Here is a 16,548-nt window from a genome sequence, read left to right as displayed (position 1 = left end):
GGTCCGGGCGCGCCGCCGGCGGACGGAGTCGATGACTGCCTGCCGTACCCCGGCTGCTACCGGGGCGTCTACGACAGCTCCTCCTCGCACACCCTCATCGGTGCCGGGGCCGATGCCGGTAATCGAGCTGTGCAGGCTGTGCGCCGACGGCCGCACGCTCCGCTCGCTGCGCCATGCCGACACCCCCGTCGACCCGGAGCAGCGCGCCGTCCTGGAGTCCGTGGCCGCCGCGATGACGTAGCCGGACCGCCGGCCCTGGGCAAGCCGCCCTCACAGGTGGCTTGCCCAGGCACTTACCGTTCCCAGCCCCATTGAGTCTCCCCCTGCTCGCCCCGGCAATGCCCTGAACCGGGCAGGCGATGATCCTCTCATCGCGGGTCATCGCGGCGAGTGGGTGGGGAACCAACATGAGCAGGTCTGGGGACGCCGTGAGCAGGGGGTTTCAAGGAGCGTCATCACCTCCCCTTCTGGACTCCTGTGGCCGGATGGGAGAGCACTGCCTCGATCAGCGTCGTTTGCAGCGCCGACATGGGGACAAGGCTTTCGGTTCCCACGGTGAGGGAGGCCGCGGGCCACCAGGCGGGGGTCTTGGCCGCCTCCTCGGTCTGCTTCCCGTCCCCCTGGATGACCTTGGTGAGGCGGTTGTGGTCGGCGACGAGCCCCACGGGCTGCGGGGTGCCGAAAAAGTGGTGGTGGCGGAGAGGAGTCCGCCGGGGCCCTGGGCGCGGTGATGCTGTTCCGCCCAGTCCCGGGCCACGTGCTGCGATGACAGAGGCCCGTTGGCGTCGTGGGCCTGCGGTTCGGGCATCTTGTGGTCTTCGAACTTCAGGTCCGGGAGGTCGTCCTCGGCGATGTTCGCGATCTTCGCCAGCCCGGCGCGGTCCACCAGGCTGCCCGGCTCCAGCCCGGGGGCCTTCAGGTCGACGACGCACTCGAAATGCCGACCGCTACCCGGCTGGTCCACCGACGCCGACCGCACCGAGGACATCGGGTGGCGCCAGGCCCGCACCACGCTGCTCGAGGCCGTCGCACGCCACCACCACGCTCACCTGCTCGCCGCCATCGTCGAGCTCGGCGATGAGCTGGAGCTCCCAGCTACCCGTAACGGGCGCTTCAGGGGCGCGGTCATCCCAGAAGGCTGCGCGGTCAGCGCCGGCCGCCGCCGATGCGGCGGTCGTCGGCCAGTGCGGTCAGCGGGCCGAACTCGCGGGCAAGCTCGTTCCACGTCAGAACCTCGCCACAGCGGGCCGGGAACTCCTTCGGGTTGAACTCGGGCATGGTCCAGGTTCCAGTGCCCCGGTCCCGCAGCCACAGGTCCCCGTCACCGTCGACCACACTCGGTGGGACCGGTACGGGCTCGGCCTGATCGATGGGCTCCCAGGTGACCCGGCCCGGGTGGGAAACGCGGCGCAGCTCGGTGGTGGCCAGCCGCGCGGCCATGTCACGGGTGGACTCTTCGGCGTCCTTGACCGACGCGAGTCGGAATGCGTCGTCAAGTACGGGCAGGGCTGGATTCTTGCTGCGCTTTGAACTCATACGCTGACTACCTCCGGTGGGGGGCGTCACATCCGTTATGGCACCCCGTAGAGGAACACGGTATCCGAGGCGGGAGCCGGGCCGGCCACGACCACTGTCCAGGTGGAGGCGCTGGCACCGGACGGTGGGGCTAGGTGGTGAGCTGGTCCTGGACGTGGCGCAACCCGTGGTGGTAGCGCTTGTCGGCGTACACCGAAACGTGCGCAGTCCGGTACAGACGAAAGTGCACAGGCTTGAGGACATGCCGCACGTCATGGGTTGCCGGGTGTCGGCATCCGGTCTCTACTCCGCCGGTGCTGCCAGCCGAAGCCCCACGCCGATCGCCGCCAGGTCCCTCTCGTAGGCGCCGTGTCGACGGGCGCACCGGGCCAGGTCTCGGTCGTGGCGGAACGCGCCGCCTCGGGTGACGTGCGGATCGAATGCCCAGTCCTCGGCCCTCGGCACCTCGGTGGGAGCGCCCGGGTAGGGGGCATAGAGGGTGGAGGTCCACTCGTCGGCGTTTCCCGCCATGTCCAGCACACCGAACGGGCTGGCGCCCGCCGGGAACGAGCCGACCGGCATCGTGGTGCCGATACCGAGGTCCACCAGATTGGCCAGGCCGGTGCGGTACTGCTCGCCCCACGGGAACTCCCGGCCGTCGTCGCCACGAGCGGCGCGCTCCCACTCGTCCTCCGTGGGCAGCCTTACCTCCTGGCCGTCGAGCTGTTCCCCGAGCCAGCGGCAGTAGGCCGTCGCCGCGTCCCAGGTGACCCCGACGACCGGGTGGTCCGACGGCGCCTGCGGAATCGGTCTGTCGGTGGCCGCCGCGAAGAGCGTCCACTGGCCGACCGTGACCTGGGTGCGAGCAATCCGAAATGCCGGGAGGCGGATCTCCGCGCGCGGGGCCTCTTTCCTGTACCACTCCACCGGCACCCCGGTGTCGGCATAGCGGAGCGCCACCTCCGCAACCTCATCGATCGACGTACCCCGACGCAGCAACCCGGCCGGAATCTCGACCCAGTCCACCTGCTCCACCCGCATGGTCTCTCCTCAGCTCGATCGAACAGCCCTCATGATCACCTTGATGGGCAGGGCGGGCCTCGGCCGATGGGCCTACCTTGAGGGCGGCTTTGGAACCAGGACTCGCGGCCGCCCTCCGCCGGTGCTTCGCCACGGTGGCTGTGCAGGTTCGCGGGATCTGTCGCTGATCTTGTGACGCTCCGGGTCTCTAGGGTCGCCATTCCTCTCGGTAATCAGGGTGCTCGGCATACGACTGTGCGAGCACACGAAGGGCATGTCCGAGGCCGGTGAAGCGGGCGTCGGACGGATCCATTGCCTCGCAATCCCGGGCCAGCATGTCGACGAGATCGAGCATCGGCAGGTGGCTGTCAAGGAGGGCATCAGCCCCGAAACGGTAGGCCACCTCAGCATAGGCATGGTTGTCCGCCTCGTAGCGGGCGTGAAGAAACTTCAGGAGGTCGTCCATGAGGAAATCATTCCCACCTTCGCCAATGCACGGGAAGATCCTTGCCCGTCTCAAGGCCGGAGGAGTATGCGCGTGCGGAGGAGATCGAGGTTGGCCCGGCCGAGGCTGAGCGTTTGAGGAGCTTGACCCTGGTCACCTGGCCTTCGACCTGGCCGGAACTCCAGGTGCTCGACAGGCCGGCGACGACTGCGTCCCGGTCGTGGAGGAGGCCGTCGGCGAACTGCCGCAGGGCTTGCAGATCATTCTCCCTGACCTGCTCGATCCATTCGTCGAGGTCTTTGCCTCGGTGTTCGCGCATGAGCGAGCCGAAGGCTCGGACGTGGTTGACGGCGGCGTCGAGTTCGGGGCAGCTCGCCCGGACCTGCTTCAGGCCCACGTCCTCGTCGGGGCGAAGTTGCCCGGGGCGGGTCATGATCCAGCGCAGGGCTCTCCTGGGTTTCGCAGGGGCGGGGGCGGTGGTGCTGTGACGACGCCCTGCTTCAGCAGGCGGACGTAGGAGTTGACCACGCTCCTGTCTCCGGGGAAGCCCTGGTCACGTACCTCCCGGTGGAGCTGGCTGGCGTTGCGGCAGCCCTGTACGAGTCGCCGATAGATGTAGGGCTTGTAGTCGTCCAGCAGAGTCCGGGGTGACCTTCACCAGTAGCTCGTTGACGTCTGTGGTCCGGGCGTATCGGCGGACGGCGTAATAGTCCAGGTCCAGGTCACGGCTGATTCCTCGAAGGGACCGGCCCTGGGCGAGGAGTTCCTGGACGGCGTGGTGGCGTTCGCGGATGGTGACGACGACTCCGAGGTTTGCCACGGACATCGAGCATGCCGTCCGGTTCCGCCGGTGGCTGCGGCTCTCCGGGCTGGTGCGCGGCCTGGTGGGGGGCGCGGAGGCAGCCACAGTGGCTGGTGACGGTCTTCTCCACGGCTGTGGCCAGGTTGTTCCACAGGTGCCAGGCGTCGGCGACCTGGACGGCCTGAGGGGCGGCTCTCCTGGCAGCTTCCGCGTAGGCGGAGGCGCGGTCCCGGCAGATGATCTGCACCTCGGGGTGCCTGGCCAGCCAGCGGGCTACTGGTGCGGCATCGCGACCGGGCAGCACGTCGATCGGCCGGCGGGCCTCCAGGTCGACGAGCAGCGTGGCATATGTGTGGCCCTTGAGCAGGGCGAAGTCGTCGATGCCCAGGACCCGGACGAGCCCCGGCTTGGTAAGCGCGGGCTCCTCAGCAACCTGAGCAGGGTGTCCTTCGCCACGGTCATGCCCAGCCTTCGGGCGAGCCGTGCACCGGCCCGTCCTGCCAGGGCCTGAGCGACGTGGCCGAGGAGGTCCCGCAGGACCGGCGTATGCCGGCTGTGCGGGCGGGTCAGTCCCGGAATCTGCTCAGCGAAGGTGACCGCCAGGCACTCGGTTGTCAGGCACTTGAACCGCCGTATCAGCACCACGATCACCACCGGCAGCCCTCCCAACGGCCCGCCCGCAAGTCGCCGTTCGTACCGGCCATGTATTCGGCCGGACAGCCTTCCACACCCCGGACACCGCGCCGAGCGCGTACGAGATCGTGCACGCAGCACAACCACGCCCGCATCCCGGCGCACCGACTCGACCACTACGTCTGCCAGATGCGGCAGAACCTCCTGCAAACCCCCGGAACCACACACCCATCCGAAACGAACGAACAGCCCCAACGTCACAAGATCAGCGACAGAGCCGGTGAACGTACTCAGTTGATGATGCGCTGACCACGGGCTCTCGTCAGTCCGCAGACGGTCGACGGCCTGGGCGGCCGAACACTTCTCATGCCACCTTGATGACAACCTTGCCCGCAGCGTGACCGTTCTCGACGGTGGCGAGGGCGGCCAGGGCGTCGGAGAGCGGATGGACCGCAGTGATCACGGGTGCGAGAACTCCGTCGAGGGCCAGCCGGGCCGACCGCTCCAGGCTCTCCCGGTCGAGGCGCCGCTCGACGAAACGCCCACCGAGATCGGGCACAGACATATCACCCACAGCGATGACGTTGCGGGGATCCCGGGCCAGCGGAGCGACCGTCCGCAGCGAGGTGCCTCCGACCAGGTCGACGATCCCGTCGAAGCCGTCCGGAACCAGCTCGCGTGCCGCGGCGACGACGTCCCCGGCGGTGTAGTCGATGAACCGCACCCCGATGGCCTCGGCCTGCTCGCGCTTGGCGGTACTCCCGGTGCCGATCACACGCAGCTCGCGCCCGACGGCCAGTCGGGCGACAGCGAGGCCGACCCCGCCCCCGACTCCGTTGACCAGGACCGTGGCACCGGCCGGGAGGCCTAGCTGGTCGAGCACGTCCACCGCGGTCGTCCCGGTCACGGGCAGTGTTGCCGCCACGGTCGCGGACAGGCCCGCCGGTATGCGCGCGGTGTTCGGCGCGGACAGCACCGTCGTCTCGGCGTAGGTGCCGCCACCAGTGAGTGCGAAGCCGAAGACCGCGTCACCCACTTCGAGCCCGTCGACGTCCTGGCCCAGGGCGAGAACGGTTCCCGCTGCCTCCATACCCAGCACACGGGGGAACGGACGCCCGCCGTCGAGCCCGGGGACCAGACCCGAGCGCAGCATGTGGTCGAGGGGATTCACGCCGGCCACGTCGACCCGGATCAGTACTTCGCCGCGACCAGGGACGGGATCGGGACGATCGAAGAACTCCTGCACCTCGGGCCCGCCATACCTGCCGAAACCCCACGCCTGCCCCATCTTCTGCCGCCTCCCCTGTGACCGACCCGGTGATTCCGGGCTCTGCAGCCATCCTCACCTCTCACATCGATGTCAGGGGCAACCTACTGAGATGCAGGTCACAGCGTCAGGCCAACCGTGCCGTCGGCTCCGGCGACGTGGACAGCTCCGCCCGGTGCCGGCTGTTGGCTCTGATCAGCACGTCGAGCGCATCCCGGGTCTCGATCAGGTGCGCGATGTCGTCGTCGATCCGGTCGCGCTCGCGCATCATCGCCGTGAACGTCTCCTCGGCGACGCCCAGGTCACCCGGGACGTCCACACACGGCAGCACAGTCGCGATCACTCGGCTGGACATACCCGCGTCGAACAGCTTTCGGATGAGCGACACGCGCTGGACTGCCTCAGCGGAATAGTGACGCTGCCCGGTATCGGAGCGTGAGCTGGTCAGCAGGCCCTGCTCTTCGTAGTACCGCAATGAGCGCGGACTCACGCCCGTGCGTGTGGACAGCTCGCCGATCCGCATTCCTGAGAGCCTACGCTCGCGTACTCCAGGTGCAGACCGCCGGCGAGTCATAGACACCCGCGGACGCCGCCGCAGCTGCAGGGTTGCAGTCCCGGTCCCACAACTGAGCACGTTCGCCTGTACGCGCCTGAGCACTTTCTCAGTACGCCGACAAAGGGGCCCGACCTGGTCAATGCCCCGCCAGGCCCTCAAACAAGCCACGGGGCTAGCGGCCCCCACAAAAGCGCCGCCTTCCCTTGGAGCAGCAGGACATCCAGACGGCGGCGTAAGCCGGTCCCGCGCCGCACGAGGACGGCCGTCACCCGTTCCGGGGTGGCGGCCGTCCTGGGTACTGCCGCCCCTGGAAACAAACGGCACTGGGACACTCACCGGATGACGGAGCAGCGCCGCATCCTCGGTACCGGGCCGCGCACCCCGGACAGTCCCCCGCCCGCCACGTTCCGGACGGGCACCCCAGCCGAGCACCGGCCGAAGCTGGCCCTGAAGCGCGAGCTCCAGACGTGAGCGCCAGGCTGTACGACGACAGCCAACGCGCCTACCTGCAGCTCGACACCGGGTGCACCGACACCGAACCGGACTGACGAACGCCCTACTCTTGGGCAGGCAGCCAGAGTGAGGAGCACGGGTGGACGTCGTCACGCTTGCGATGGATGAGTTCGTGGAACTTAGCCACTGCACTTACTACGAGTTCAAGCACAACGGAGAGCAGCTCGCCGTCGCAGTCGACCTCCGTCTTCGAGGCGTGTGGGCCATCCGGGACGGCGAACTTCACGAGCTCAGCACAGAAGAAGACCCCGAGCTGGCAGCGCTTTTGGCTCAAGACGGCATCCGGCTGTAGGCCAGCCGCGCTACAGTCGCTCGCTTCACTGCACTGCTTCGGCGAAGCAGTTGTCCCCACGCGTGTGGGGATGGGCCCATATCCCGCACGTTGCTCTTGCTCCCCACGCACGTGGGATGGACCCAGAGCCCGTGTGTAACGCTGGCGTCGTGCCTGACGTGAGGGCGGCATGGAGGGCTTGCGCTCGGCGGGTCCGGCGAACGTCCCCACCGTCACCGAGGCCCAGTTCGCCGTGCTGGAGGAGGAACTCGGCAAAGGCCCGTCGGCGCATGGCTTCGACGACGAACGCCGGCCAGAGGGAAGGAGACCCACGACATCACCGGCCCGCCGCTCAGTTCGCCTGCTCCTCATCGAGGTGGGGCAGCGGCTGCCGGCCGGCGGCTGCGGCCCGCTGGCGGGCGGCGGCCTGGCGGGCGCCGCGCAGGGTCTTGTGCGAATTGGACATGTAGTCGTGGCCGAGGTGATCGACGGCGCTGCCGTCGGCCGTCACCCAGGCGTGGAGGGCATCGAAGGGGCCTGCCCGTAGCCGATCGTCTCACCCTCTTCCTTGACGGGCCAGAACCCGGCTGCGGCCGGCCAGACGCGGCGCGTGGCCGTCGTCGCTGCGGCACTCACTTCTCGGTGGGCCTCGTACGCGGCGCGGACCGCGATCGCCGGTGCCGACCTCGTCACCGGCGAGCGCCTCTACCAGCCGAGCTACCGGAGGTGGCTCCGCTAGGTGAAGCGGGGCGCGCTCATCGCGACCCTCGTGGTCATCGGGCTGTGCGTGCTCGCGCGCTCCTCGGGGCACCCCGGCGCCCTCGTCGTCTTCACCTTCGGGATCTTCGCGGTCCCGACCCTCGCGCTCGCCGCATGGCTCATGTTCGAGCCGATCGACGAGCGGCCGGCGAGGAGCTGTTGCTGCGCCGCCCCGACGCCGAGCTCCGCATCCCGCTCGCCGCGATCGCCCGCGTCCACGCCGAACGGCGCCACCTCGCGGTGGAGTTGCTCGCACCGGCCGGGGCCACGTCCACCGTGTACCGCGTCGCCGATGTCAGCGCGGCCGGCGCCTCCGCCTTCGCCGACGCGGTGAACGCCGCCCTGCCCCCATGCGCCACGGACGAGGAGCCCGTCGACGGCTCCACGCTCGTCGTCACCCGGAGCTTCGCCTCGGACGAGGAGGAGGAAGTGGTGGAGGACGCGAGCGGGAACGAGATCAGGGACGGAGTGTCGCCGCACGGCGGGTGGCCCGCGTACACCGCCCACGCCGCGGTCGCGGTCCTCGCCCTCGTCGTCGGGCTGATCGGCGAGGACCTGAGCCGGGGTATCGCGACGCTCCTGCTCGGGGAGACCGGCGTGTGGCTCGCCTCCGACTCCGTGAGGTACCTGATACTGGCGTGGCGGCAGTGGTACCTGGCCCGGTACGGCATCACCGTGAACTGGCGCAGCGGGTCTTCCAGGACGGCGAGTTCCCTGCCTCCCCCTCGGTCGCCGACACCAAGACCCGTTACGCGTTCACGGCCACCGACGGCGTCCCGCCACATCCACACCGGGATCTGGGTCAAGCCCGTCCAGGTCGCCTATCAGCCGAGCAACGCCGAGAACGCCGTCATCCGCGCCGGGACTCGCGGCCAGGTGGAAACCGTGGCGTTTTCCCTGTTCATCGCCGCTGTCGCAGGGTTCGTCTTCTACGGGATCTACCGCCTCACCCTCCCCGCCTTCGGCGGCTGATCGCCGGCCGACGGCGGGCCGACCGCCGAACCCAAGGCCCACCTATGGAATTCATAAGTCCGACTTGTGAGGCCATGGACCGGGGGTGGGTACCACTGCGTCCGAGGCGTTATTTAGGGTGACCTACTGAGGATTTCAGGGTGGGGTCGGCGGGTTGATGGCCAGTCCTGTGGCTGTGAGACAGCCGTCGATGAGACGGGGCCGGAGTTGGATCCTGCGCAACTCGCTGCGGAGCTTGCGGTCGAGGTCGTCGGGTGTGGCGAAAGCGGTGTTGGCCATCGCTCTGCGCAGGAGTGACCAGACAGCCTCGACGGGATTCAGGTCGGGTGCATACGGCGGAAGCCGGACGGACGTGAGCCAGTCGTGTTCGGCCTCGTACCGCCTGAGCCCGCGGCCAGATGGGTGTTCAGATTGTCCCAGACCACAACGATCGGTCCGCCCAGCTGGACGTGTGCCCGCACCAGGAGGTCGCGGTAGTCCTGCCAGGAGAAGCTCTTGCGGGCGCCCTTGAGCAGGAGGTGAGTGTGAGGCCGGTGGATGAGACGACTCTTCTCGCCGGCCTTGTAGCAGAACAGCACGGCAACCGAGGTCCGGCGGCGGGACCTGCCACGCACGCGGATGACGGGGGTATGTCCGCGCCGGCCCCAGGTGCGGGCCCGGGGCGGTGTCATCGAGAAGCCGGCCTCGTCCTCGACGGCGATCCAGGCCCCAGAGGCCGCCGCGAGCCTTTTACCCGGGGCCACACCTCCTTCTTCCACAGGTCCACCGCGTGCTCGTCACGCTCCAGTGCTCTGCGGGCGGGCGCCTGCTCACGAAACGCCCCCCGCTCAGCGGTCAGGCCCCCACCCTCCGAATACCTCACCCCACCGACATACCGCAGGGATCATGAACCGTCACCACCCGACGACAACACGAGAACCTCAGCAGGGCCTCTTAACGCCCCCTGAGACGTACGCGCTTGACTTTTCGCCGACATCAAACGCGAACTGCTGCATGCGATGGCTGCACACTAGGCGAATCGACACCGCGCCCACCCGGACCACGTCAGCCAGGATTCTGGACCTTCGAACAGGAGGCCCGGCCCCCTGCGCCCCGGGGGTGCGCGAGGCGATAGACGTCCTGGCCACGCTCACGCCCGGCCCAGGCGCCACCATGGTCTCGTCGCCGGACGTCGCAGGCTGCGCTGCTCGCAGCTTCTCGAGCCGGGAGGTCTGCTCGGCCGTGCTCCTCGCGATGGCTGCGGCCAGTTTCGTCGCCTCGTCGGCCTGGCCATGGGTCTGCTCGCCGGCGCAGAGCAACTGGGACTGCGTGAAGCTGGCGCGCAGCGCGTCGGTGAGAATCCGGTCGAACGCCTGGCCGTTCGTGGCTGCCGCCCTTTCGAGGGTGCCGAGGCTCACCATGCCCGGCATGTTGTGCCCCTCGTGGGGGTGGGTATCGGGGACGCCTGAGAGACGCAGCACCGCGCGCAGTCGGCGGAGGTCTCCACGCAGTGTCGATCCGGTCTTCGCCGCCAGCTTGGCCAGGCTCGGGTCCGCCGTGCGGGAGGGAGCCAGATCGGTCAGGAGTTGTGCGCGCTCGGCCATGGGAATCATCAACAGGATCCAAGCGGTATCGGTGGCGTTGAAGGCCGGTCCTGGCGACGCGCTGGCCGTCGGCTGCGAGGTGCAGCCGACGGCCAGCAGAGCCACCACCATGGCGCATGCCGACCACAGGGTCAGAATGTGCCGGCGGAGTTGCACTTGGCCTTCTGGGTGATGCAGTCCTTCACGCGGTGTCCGAGACCGGCGTTGTCCCATGCGTTGAAGAAGTCGCCGTGGATGGACGATGCCATGCCCGAGGCCAGCCGGAAGCCCGCGGTGCTGCCGCTGGTCGGATAGCTGACGACGAAGGAGAGGTTGGGGATGGCGACAGGGTAGGCGCCGCTGCACTTGCCGTCGTAGGTGGTCGCCACGTGCGACTTGTGGTCGGGACTGTCGAGGTTCTTGCCGTCCCAGCAGTCGGGGAAGACGAGTTGGTGGGTGAGATGGGCCTGCGGGGCGCAGCGCGGCCAGTTGCCGTCGGCGCTGCGGCCGATCTCGCCGCCCTCGCCGGCGCACCAGTACTGGCCCGGCGAGCCCGCCGGGGTGGGTGTCTGGGTCTTGGCGTTGCCCGCGATCATGCGGAATCCCTGTGGGAAGGGCACGGTCGCCGAGGGGTCGACGAGCCGGGAACCGTAGTACACGATCATGCCCTCGGCTTCGACGGCCTTGTCGCCTTCGTACAGGGTCGGGATCCAGTACGCCGAGAGGTCGTTGGCAGGGGTGCAACTGGTGGGTGTGTTGGTCAGCAGCGACTGGGTCGTGGAGAACGCGTCGGTGCTCTTGTTGCCGAAGAAGCTGTGCATGTGGGACGCACCGGGCAGGCCCGGTAGGACGATGGGGTCGTCCGGCTTGGAGTGGCTGTAGGTGCAGGTGGCGTTGAACTCCGGGACCCGGACGATACCGGCGGGCACGGTGGCGGGCGTCATCGCACGGAACTGCGCCAACTGGGCGTTCCACTTGGCCTGGTCGATGGGGACCCATCCGGGCGCCGGGCTGTCGCCCGCGCCGACGAAGGAGAACCAGTTGATGTTGACGAAGTCACCGGCCGTCGTGCTGCGCAGCACGGCGAACACCGTCTGTGAACCGGTGGGATGGGTGGTGACTTCGGTGGCCTGGGTCGCCCAGGTCTGCCAACCGCCGGTCGGGGAGACCGGTATGACGGCGAGCAGTGGTCCGGTCAGGCTGCCGGTCCGGAATTCCACCGTGCCCGAGCCGACGGCGGAGGCGATCCGGGCCGACACCGTCAGTTGGCCGGCCGCGCCGAGGTCGACGTTGTCGAAGCGCATCCAGTCACCGTCGGCGAGGAACGCGGCGTTCTGCCCGCCCCCGATGTCCCCGGTCGCCTCCGACGCGACACCCGACTGGGCTGCGTAGGACTCGGCCTGGACGGTGACAGTCGCGGCCTGCGCCTGCTGGGTGGATACGGTCAAGCTCAGGGCGGCGACCAGCACGACTGCCAGAGCGCTCACCAACAGTGTGTACAGATGGACGGGATGTCTGCGCATTGCACGTCCTTACGGGCATCAGGAGCGACGGGTCTGCTTCTCGCCGAAGTACGGCGAGGGGAGAAGCAGGAGGCGGACAGAGGCGTGTGCCCGCAGGGGGATCTGAGTGTCTCGGACCGCCGCCCACAGGGGGCGGGCAGAGCCGCAGCCGCTTGTGACCTTCGCGATCACCGGGCGGCCAGGGTCATTGATAGACCCGCACGTGGTCGACGAGCATTTTGGCGGGGAAGGGGGTGCTGGCGTCTGTTGGGCCCGGCCAGTCCCCTCCGACCGCCAGGTTGAGGATCAGGTAGTGAGGGTGGTCGAAGATCCACGGTCCGCGTGTCTGTTCCACCTGGTCTTTGCCGAGAGTCAGAACGATCCGGCCGTCCAGGCTGTAGGTGATGCCCTTGCTGTTCCAGTCGGCCACCCAGGTGTGGAAGTCGTCGGAGAAGTCGGCGTTCCCTGGCAGCGTGTACGGGGCGCCGATTCCACCGCCGCCGTTGTAGGCGGGCGCGTGGACGGTCGAGTAAGCGGTCTTCACGTCCTTGCCGAGGATTTCCATGATGTCGATCTCGCCGTTGTACGGCCATGGCCGGCCCGTCAGGAAGTCGCCGCCCATCATCCAGAAGGCGGGCCACAGACCGTTACCCTTGGGCACCTTGATGCGTGCTTCGACTCGCCCGTAGGTGAACTGGAACGTCGCGCCGGTATTCATCCGCGCCGAGGTGTACTGGCAGGTGGTGCTGCCGCTCAGCGGGTCAGGCGGGCACGATGATCCGGCGGTGACCTCCTTGCGCGCTTCCATCACCAGGTGTCCCGCCCCGTCCAGTGCGGCGTTGCGGTGGTCGGTGTAGTTCTCCAGCTCGTTGTTCGGACCGGTGCCCGGGTCGGCCCTCCACTTCGAGGAGTCGGGTTTGCTGCCTGCGGCGCCGTCGAACTCGTCGCTCCACACCAGTCGCGGGGGGTTCGCGGGGTCACTCGGCAGGGGCGGAGCCTGGATCGGAGCGCCGCCGGTGCCGTACACCTGGAACTCCCACAGCGAGTAGCCGTAAGGGGTGGCACGCTGGGTCCCGTACATGCGCACATAGCGGCCGGTGCCCGAGACGGCCAGTGTCTGCTTGAAGCCCGTGCCGGACGTCGTCGAATAGACCGGCGTCCAGTCGACTCCATTCGACGAGACCTGGAGCTGGAAGGACTTGGCGTAGGCGGGATCCCACTGCAATACGACTTTGTGTATCTGCGCCGTCGCACCGAGATCGACGGAGATCCAGGCCGGATCGGTCCATCCTGTGGTGGAGCTTGTGGCCCAGCGAGAGGCCGGATCCCGGTCGAAAGCCCTGGCCGGAGTGCACTCCCAGCAGTTCTGGTCACTCTGGGAAGAAGATGCCGCGCCCGGCCTGCCGTAGGAGAGCAGCTTGTCGGCGTCACCGCCAGGGTTGTCGCCACCGGCGGTGCCGTACACCTGGAACTCCCACAGCGAGTAGCCGTAGGAGGTGGCACGCTGAGTCCCGTACATGCGCACATAGCGGCCGGTGCCGGAAACGGCCAGGTTCTGGGTGCCGCCCGCGCCCGCGGCCGTCTGGTGGACGACGGTCCACCTCTCCGCGTCGCTCGATACCTCGATCCTGAACGCCGTACCGTACGCGGCTTCCCAGTTGAGGACGACCCGGCTGACCCCCGCACTTGCCCCGAGGTCGATCTGAATCCATTGCGGGTCGGCGAAGGCGCTGGACCAGCGCGTCCCGGGGTCGCCGTCGACGGCGCTACTAGCGCTGAAGTTTCCCTCGGTACTTGAGGAGGTGGCGGGCTTTCCCTGAGAGAGCAACACCTCCGCCGCCTGCGCGGAAAAGGTAGGGAGAGCGAGGAAAGTGAGCAGTGCGGCCGCGAGGGCCAAAAATAAGCTGAAGCGACGCAGCGGCGCTTGCATGGGCGACTCCTCAAGTGGGGGAGGTCAGGGAGCGCTCCCTGAGAGGGAGGATGGAGGGACTGATGAAGGCTGTCAAGAGCTTCTTCACCTCGTAAAAACGGCGACGTAACACTCATGACGTGTAGAGGGAGCGGTCCCTCATGGCCTACGCGGCGCGCCGCCTGCCACGGGAGCGGCGCTGAGGGAGGCGCCTTTCCGAGCACGCTCGTGTCGCCCCGGCCTGCGGATACGCTGCTCGCATCGCCATGACGCAGAGCCGGAGGTCACCCTGATGAGAAAACCCGCCCCGCGCACGAACCCGGGCGGCGGCACAGGGGACGGACAGGTATGAAACGCCCCACTCTAGATGTGGTAGCCGCCCGAGCCGGCGTGTCCAAATCGAGCGTCTCCCGGGTCATCAACGGCGAGACGACGGTCGCCCCGCATATCCGAGACATCGTCATGCGCGCCGTGAACGAACTGGGCTACGTGCCCAACGGTGCGGCACGCAATCTCGTCACCCGCCGCACAGACACCCTCGCCGTGGTGGTATCCGACCCGCCTCAAGGAGTCGTCTCCGACGACCCCCTCTTCTCCGCCGTGGTCCGCGCCGTCAGCAGAGAGCTCGAGAAGGCGGGCAAACGGCTCGTGCTCATGCTCGCGGAATCGGACCGGAGCCGGACCAGAGTCGTGCAGTACATCGCCGGCGGGCATGTGGACGGCGTGCTCCTGGTCGCCTTGCACGGTACGGATCCGCTGCCGGCCGCACTGGCCCGGCAGGGCCTTCCTGTCGTGTCCTTCAATCGCACCTCCGCACAGGACGTCCCGTACGTCGCGCTGGACAACGCCGGCGGAGCGGCGCTGGCCGTACGTCATCTCCTGGAGCGTGGTCGGCGCCGGATCGCCACCATCACCGGGCCGCTCGAACTGTACGAGGCGCGTGAGCGTCTAGATGGCTACCGTCAGACGCTGCGTGACACCGGTCGTCGCTCCATCGTGGCACTGGGCGACTTCACCAGAGCCTCCGGCGCCGAAGCAATGCGGCAGCTCCTGGAGGACGATCCCGACCTCGATGCGGTGTTTGCAGCCAACGACCTGATGGCGATCGGAGCCCTGCGCACCCTCCATCAAGCGGGCCGACGTGTCCCCGAAGATGTGGCGGTCATCGGCTTCGACGACATAGAAGCCGCGTCCTACACCAGTCCCGCGCTCACCTCGGTGCGCAGCCCGATGGCCGACCAGGCGACCGCCGCCGTCCACCTGCTCCTCGGCCTGGTCGACGGCGGCCCCACCGGGCCGGTGATCATGCCGAACGAACTCGTCGTGCGCGAGTCGACCTGATTCCCTGTCAGCACACTTCACCCCGCGAGCGGAGCGCGCCGACGCCGACGGCGCTCCGCTCGCGCCGGAGCTACTCATCCGCCCCGGTGCGTTCTTGACGGGATATCAGGAGCGGAGAGTGGCCCGCCCCCGACACTTCGCTCCGGCTCGTCGACTGGTGGAGAAGGCGCCCCGTTCCGCCGACGCGGTTGGGAAGTGCGGTGGCGCCGTTTCCGTAGCCGTAAACCGGCGCGCGATCACCACCGGCGCGGCGGCCTTCAGCCGCAATCGCCGACCGATTCTCTGCCCGCACGGCGGCCTCGTTGCCGGCCGAAACAGCACCCCTGAGCACTCCCGGACCGTCGTGCTGCACGAGTTCTCACATACGGCACCGTAGCCCTCTGGGGTGTGCTCCTGGCCCTGGCCCTCATTCTCGCGACTGCGCATTCGCGAGGCATACGCCGCGGCGCCCAGCGCGGGACGGCCGGAAAGAAGGAGCTGACAAGGACCGTCAACGCGGTCCTCGATACAGTGTCCGCTGCTTTTGGACCCCGCTACTCGCCAGTTGGCCGGACTTGCGTGACGCCAGGACAGCTCTGGTGCCGTTGGGGAAGTCGGGCACTCCTCCCGCACTACACGTCGCCCGTGGACGGAGCTCCGGCGTGCGGCTCATTGAATGTGACAGTGGTGCCGTCCGGTCGGGCTCTGTTGCTGGCGTCATCCATCCTCAGCCAGGCACCAGCGGTCGATCTCGCAGTGGATGGACGGAGGACCGGCTGCCAGCCTTCTTCGACCAGCTCGGCGAGTGCGGGTCCGCCGGCCAGGCGGCGGCCGGGGGCAGTCAGGGCGAGGCTCATCTACGACATCTTGAACAAGAATCTCAGGAAAACTCTTCCCCCGGTGAATTTGAATAGTTCGGGTTCAACTCCCCGCAGGCCATGGTCCCTCACATCAAGACCCTGGAAGATGCCAACGTGATTCAGAGTTCGACGTCCGATGAGGATGGACGAAGGAAGACCATTGCGGTAACGCCGCGGGGACGGCTCGTCCGCTATGCGAGGAGCGGATACTTGCTGCCGGAGTAGTCGGCGTCCCTCCGGTGCAGTGGACGGGCGTTCACTCTGGATGTAGAGCCACTTCGGGTGAGCCCGGTGCTCAATCTCCGAACAGGTCAGCTGTCGGTCGTAACGTGTCTGCCGACAGCTGACCGTGCGGAACTAATCGAACGGTCGTTCAGCGTCCGTAGCGGCTTCTGTTCTGAAGTTCTTGCACCTTTTGGGCTTCCTCTGCGTCAGCCCTCGCCTTGGTCTCTGCGGCCCTTCGCTGCTCTTCTTCGACCTGGGCCTTGCGTTGTTCCTCAGCCTGGCGTTCCGCTTCCGCCTGGCGTTCGAAGATGATGTGTTCTTCAGACATTGGTTGCTCCTTCCAGTAATTGGATGGATGCACGTCAATTTTCCCACTGTGATCGAATTTGTTCATCTGGAGGGAACCGGCTGGTTCAG

The 16,548-nt window shown here is 67.9% G+C and carries 19 protein-coding genes and 3 pseudogenes; 8 read left to right on the top strand and 14 right to left on the bottom strand.

From position 1 onward, the window contains the following. Positions 1-112: 112 nt before the first annotated feature. On the top strand, positions 113-241 hold the full coding sequence (locus AB0C82_RS33650; protein WP_362849783.1) for a hypothetical protein: 129 nt from the start codon (positions 113-115) through the stop codon (positions 239-241). A 214-nt stretch (positions 242-455) separates the two neighbouring features. Here AB0C82_RS33650 and AB0C82_RS33645 read toward each other — a convergent pair whose 3' ends face one another. The 6 genes and pseudogenes from AB0C82_RS33645 to AB0C82_RS33620 all read right to left on the bottom strand — a co-directional run bounded on the left by AB0C82_RS33645 (position 456) and on the right by AB0C82_RS33620 (position 4,110). After that, positions 456-665 carry a hypothetical protein gene (locus AB0C82_RS33645; RefSeq protein WP_362849780.1) on the bottom strand — a complete coding sequence of 70 codons (210 nt, stop codon included), beginning with the start codon at positions 663-665 and terminating at the stop codon, positions 456-458. A gap of 481 nt (positions 666-1,146) precedes the next feature. After that, positions 1,147-1,536, bottom strand: coding sequence for a hypothetical protein (locus tag AB0C82_RS33640; protein WP_362849777.1), 390 nt, complete (start codon positions 1,534-1,536; stop codon positions 1,147-1,149). A gap of 282 nt (positions 1,537-1,818) precedes the next feature. Continuing rightward, the gene (locus AB0C82_RS33635) at positions 1,819-2,556 is read right to left on the bottom strand and encodes an SUMF1/EgtB/PvdO family nonheme iron enzyme (protein WP_362849775.1); all 738 of its coding nucleotides are present in this window, start codon (positions 2,554-2,556) and stop codon (positions 1,819-1,821) included. A 187-nt stretch (positions 2,557-2,743) separates the two neighbouring features. Further along, entirely contained in the window at positions 2,744-3,001 is a 258-nt protein-coding gene (locus AB0C82_RS33630; RefSeq protein ID WP_362849772.1) for a DUF6221 family protein, read from the bottom strand. A 50-nt stretch (positions 3,002-3,051) separates the two neighbouring features. After that, positions 3,052-3,413, bottom strand: a pseudogene (locus tag AB0C82_RS33625) (transposase). Positions 3,414-3,702: 289 nt separating this feature from the next. After that, positions 3,703-4,110, bottom strand: a complete 408-nt coding sequence (locus tag AB0C82_RS33620; RefSeq protein ID WP_362849833.1) for a transposase — start codon at positions 4,108-4,110, stop codon at positions 3,703-3,705. On the opposite strand from AB0C82_RS33620, the gene AB0C82_RS33615 reads away from it, so the two are divergent. Beyond that, entirely contained in the window at positions 4,036-4,293 is a 258-nt protein-coding gene (locus AB0C82_RS33615; protein WP_362849840.1) for a hypothetical protein, read from the top strand. The genes AB0C82_RS33620 and AB0C82_RS33615 overlap by 75 nt on opposite strands. A 119-nt stretch (positions 4,294-4,412) precedes the next feature. Here AB0C82_RS33615 and AB0C82_RS33610 read toward each other — a convergent pair. The 3 genes and pseudogenes from AB0C82_RS33610 to AB0C82_RS33600 all read right to left on the bottom strand — a co-directional run. Then, positions 4,413-4,556, bottom strand: a pseudogene (locus tag AB0C82_RS33610) (transposase family protein); the annotation flags it as partial. Positions 4,557-4,779: 223 nt separating this feature from the next. Next, positions 4,780-5,703, bottom strand: coding sequence for an NADP-dependent oxidoreductase (locus tag AB0C82_RS33605; protein WP_362849770.1), 924 nt, complete (start codon positions 5,701-5,703; stop codon positions 4,780-4,782). Between the two features lie 106 nt (positions 5,704-5,809). Next, positions 5,810-6,205 (bottom strand): MerR family transcriptional regulator, encoded by a 396-nt coding sequence (locus AB0C82_RS33600; protein ID WP_362849767.1) that lies wholly within the window; start codon positions 6,203-6,205, stop codon positions 5,810-5,812. A gap of 372 nt (positions 6,206-6,577) precedes the next feature. On the opposite strand from AB0C82_RS33600, the gene AB0C82_RS33595 reads away from it, so the two are divergent. From AB0C82_RS33595 to AB0C82_RS33575, 5 genes are all read left to right on the top strand, one after another. Beyond that, positions 6,578-6,709: a hypothetical protein gene (locus AB0C82_RS33595; RefSeq protein WP_362849765.1), complete on the top strand. Its 132-nt coding sequence runs from the start codon at positions 6,578-6,580 to the stop codon at positions 6,707-6,709. 121 nt (positions 6,710-6,830) lie between these two features. After that, the gene (locus AB0C82_RS33590; RefSeq protein ID WP_362849762.1) at positions 6,831-7,043 is read left to right on the top strand and encodes a hypothetical protein; all 213 of its coding nucleotides are present in this window, start codon (positions 6,831-6,833) and stop codon (positions 7,041-7,043) included. Positions 7,044-7,212: 169 nt separating this feature from the next. After that, a complete protein-coding gene (locus tag AB0C82_RS33585) occupies positions 7,213-7,569 on the top strand; it encodes a hypothetical protein (protein WP_362849759.1) in 357 nt (118 codons plus the stop codon). 63 nt (positions 7,570-7,632) lie between these two features. Further along, entirely contained in the window at positions 7,633-7,761 is a 129-nt protein-coding gene (locus AB0C82_RS33580) for a hypothetical protein (protein WP_362849757.1), read from the top strand. A gap of 134 nt (positions 7,762-7,895) precedes the next feature. Next, entirely contained in the window at positions 7,896-8,753 is an 858-nt protein-coding gene (locus AB0C82_RS33575) for a hypothetical protein (protein WP_362849754.1), read from the top strand. Between the two features lie 135 nt (positions 8,754-8,888). Here AB0C82_RS33575 and AB0C82_RS33570 read toward each other — a convergent pair. The 4 genes and pseudogenes from AB0C82_RS33570 to AB0C82_RS33555 all read right to left on the bottom strand — a co-directional run bounded on the left by AB0C82_RS33570 (position 8,889) and on the right by AB0C82_RS33555 (position 13,747). Then, positions 8,889-9,424 (bottom strand): annotated as a pseudogene (locus AB0C82_RS33570) (transposase). Positions 9,425-9,673: 249 nt separating this feature from the next. Then, complete coding sequence (locus tag AB0C82_RS33565; RefSeq protein WP_362849751.1) at positions 9,674-10,447, bottom strand: DUF305 domain-containing protein; 774 nt, start codon at positions 10,445-10,447, stop codon at positions 9,674-9,676. A gap of 20 nt (positions 10,448-10,467) precedes the next feature. Next, a complete protein-coding gene (locus AB0C82_RS33560; protein WP_362849748.1) occupies positions 10,468-11,802 on the bottom strand; it encodes a DUF1996 domain-containing protein in 1,335 nt (444 codons plus the stop codon). 220 nt (positions 11,803-12,022) lie between these two features. Further along, positions 12,023-13,747 (bottom strand): discoidin domain-containing protein, encoded by a 1,725-nt coding sequence (locus AB0C82_RS33555; protein WP_362849745.1) that lies wholly within the window; start codon positions 13,745-13,747, stop codon positions 12,023-12,025. Positions 13,748-14,074: 327 nt separating this feature from the next. On the opposite strand from AB0C82_RS33555, the gene AB0C82_RS33550 reads away from it, so the two are divergent. Further along, the gene (locus AB0C82_RS33550) at positions 14,075-15,067 is read left to right on the top strand and encodes a LacI family DNA-binding transcriptional regulator (RefSeq protein WP_362849742.1); all 993 of its coding nucleotides are present in this window, start codon (positions 14,075-14,077) and stop codon (positions 15,065-15,067) included. 1,212 nt (positions 15,068-16,279) lie between these two features. Here the strand turns inward: AB0C82_RS33550 and AB0C82_RS33545 are convergent. Continuing rightward, on the bottom strand, positions 16,280-16,459 hold the full coding sequence (locus AB0C82_RS33545) for a hypothetical protein (RefSeq protein WP_362849740.1): 180 nt from the start codon (positions 16,457-16,459) through the stop codon (positions 16,280-16,282). Positions 16,460-16,548: the final 89 nt, after the last annotated feature.

The sequence above is a fragment of the Streptomyces sp. NPDC048560 genome, assembly GCF_040650955.1.
GTDB lineage: Bacteria > Actinomycetota > Actinomycetes > Streptomycetales > Streptomycetaceae > Streptomyces.
The sequence above is the reverse complement of the archived record's forward strand: the minus strand, read 5'-3'. Positions and strand labels throughout refer to the sequence as shown.

Coding starts and splice junctions, on each gene's coding strand:
- AB0C82_RS33555 (WP_362849745.1), bottom strand. CDS start 13,747: ATGCAAGCGCCGCTGCGTCGCTTCAGCTTATTTTTGGCCCTCGCGGCC.
- AB0C82_RS33650 (WP_362849783.1), top strand. CDS start 113: ATGCCGGTAATCGAGCTGTGCAGGCTGTGCGCCGACGGCCGCACGCTC.
- AB0C82_RS33565 (WP_362849751.1), bottom strand. CDS start 10,447: ATGGTGGTGGCTCTGCTGGCCGTCGGCTGCACCTCGCAGCCGACGGCC.
- AB0C82_RS33635 (WP_362849775.1), bottom strand. CDS start 2,556: ATGCGGGTGGAGCAGGTGGACTGGGTCGAGATTCCGGCCGGGTTGCTG.
- AB0C82_RS33585 (WP_362849759.1), top strand. CDS start 7,213: ATGGAGGGCTTGCGCTCGGCGGGTCCGGCGAACGTCCCCACCGTCACC.
- AB0C82_RS33575 (WP_362849754.1), top strand. CDS start 7,896: ATGGCTCATGTTCGAGCCGATCGACGAGCGGCCGGCGAGGAGCTGTTG.
- AB0C82_RS33605 (WP_362849770.1), bottom strand. CDS start 5,703: ATGGGGCAGGCGTGGGGTTTCGGCAGGTATGGCGGGCCCGAGGTGCAG.
- AB0C82_RS33550 (WP_362849742.1), top strand. CDS start 14,075: ATGAAACGCCCCACTCTAGATGTGGTAGCCGCCCGAGCCGGCGTGTCC.
- AB0C82_RS33600 (WP_362849767.1), bottom strand. CDS start 6,205: ATGCGGATCGGCGAGCTGTCCACACGCACGGGCGTGAGTCCGCGCTCA.
- AB0C82_RS33545 (WP_362849740.1), bottom strand. CDS start 16,459: ATGTCTGAAGAACACATCATCTTCGAACGCCAGGCGGAAGCGGAACGC.
- AB0C82_RS33640 (WP_362849777.1), bottom strand. CDS start 1,536: ATGAGTTCAAAGCGCAGCAAGAATCCAGCCCTGCCCGTACTTGACGAC.
- AB0C82_RS33595 (WP_362849765.1), top strand. CDS start 6,578: ATGACGGAGCAGCGCCGCATCCTCGGTACCGGGCCGCGCACCCCGGAC.
- AB0C82_RS33630 (WP_362849772.1), bottom strand. CDS start 3,001: ATGGACGACCTCCTGAAGTTTCTTCACGCCCGCTACGAGGCGGACAAC.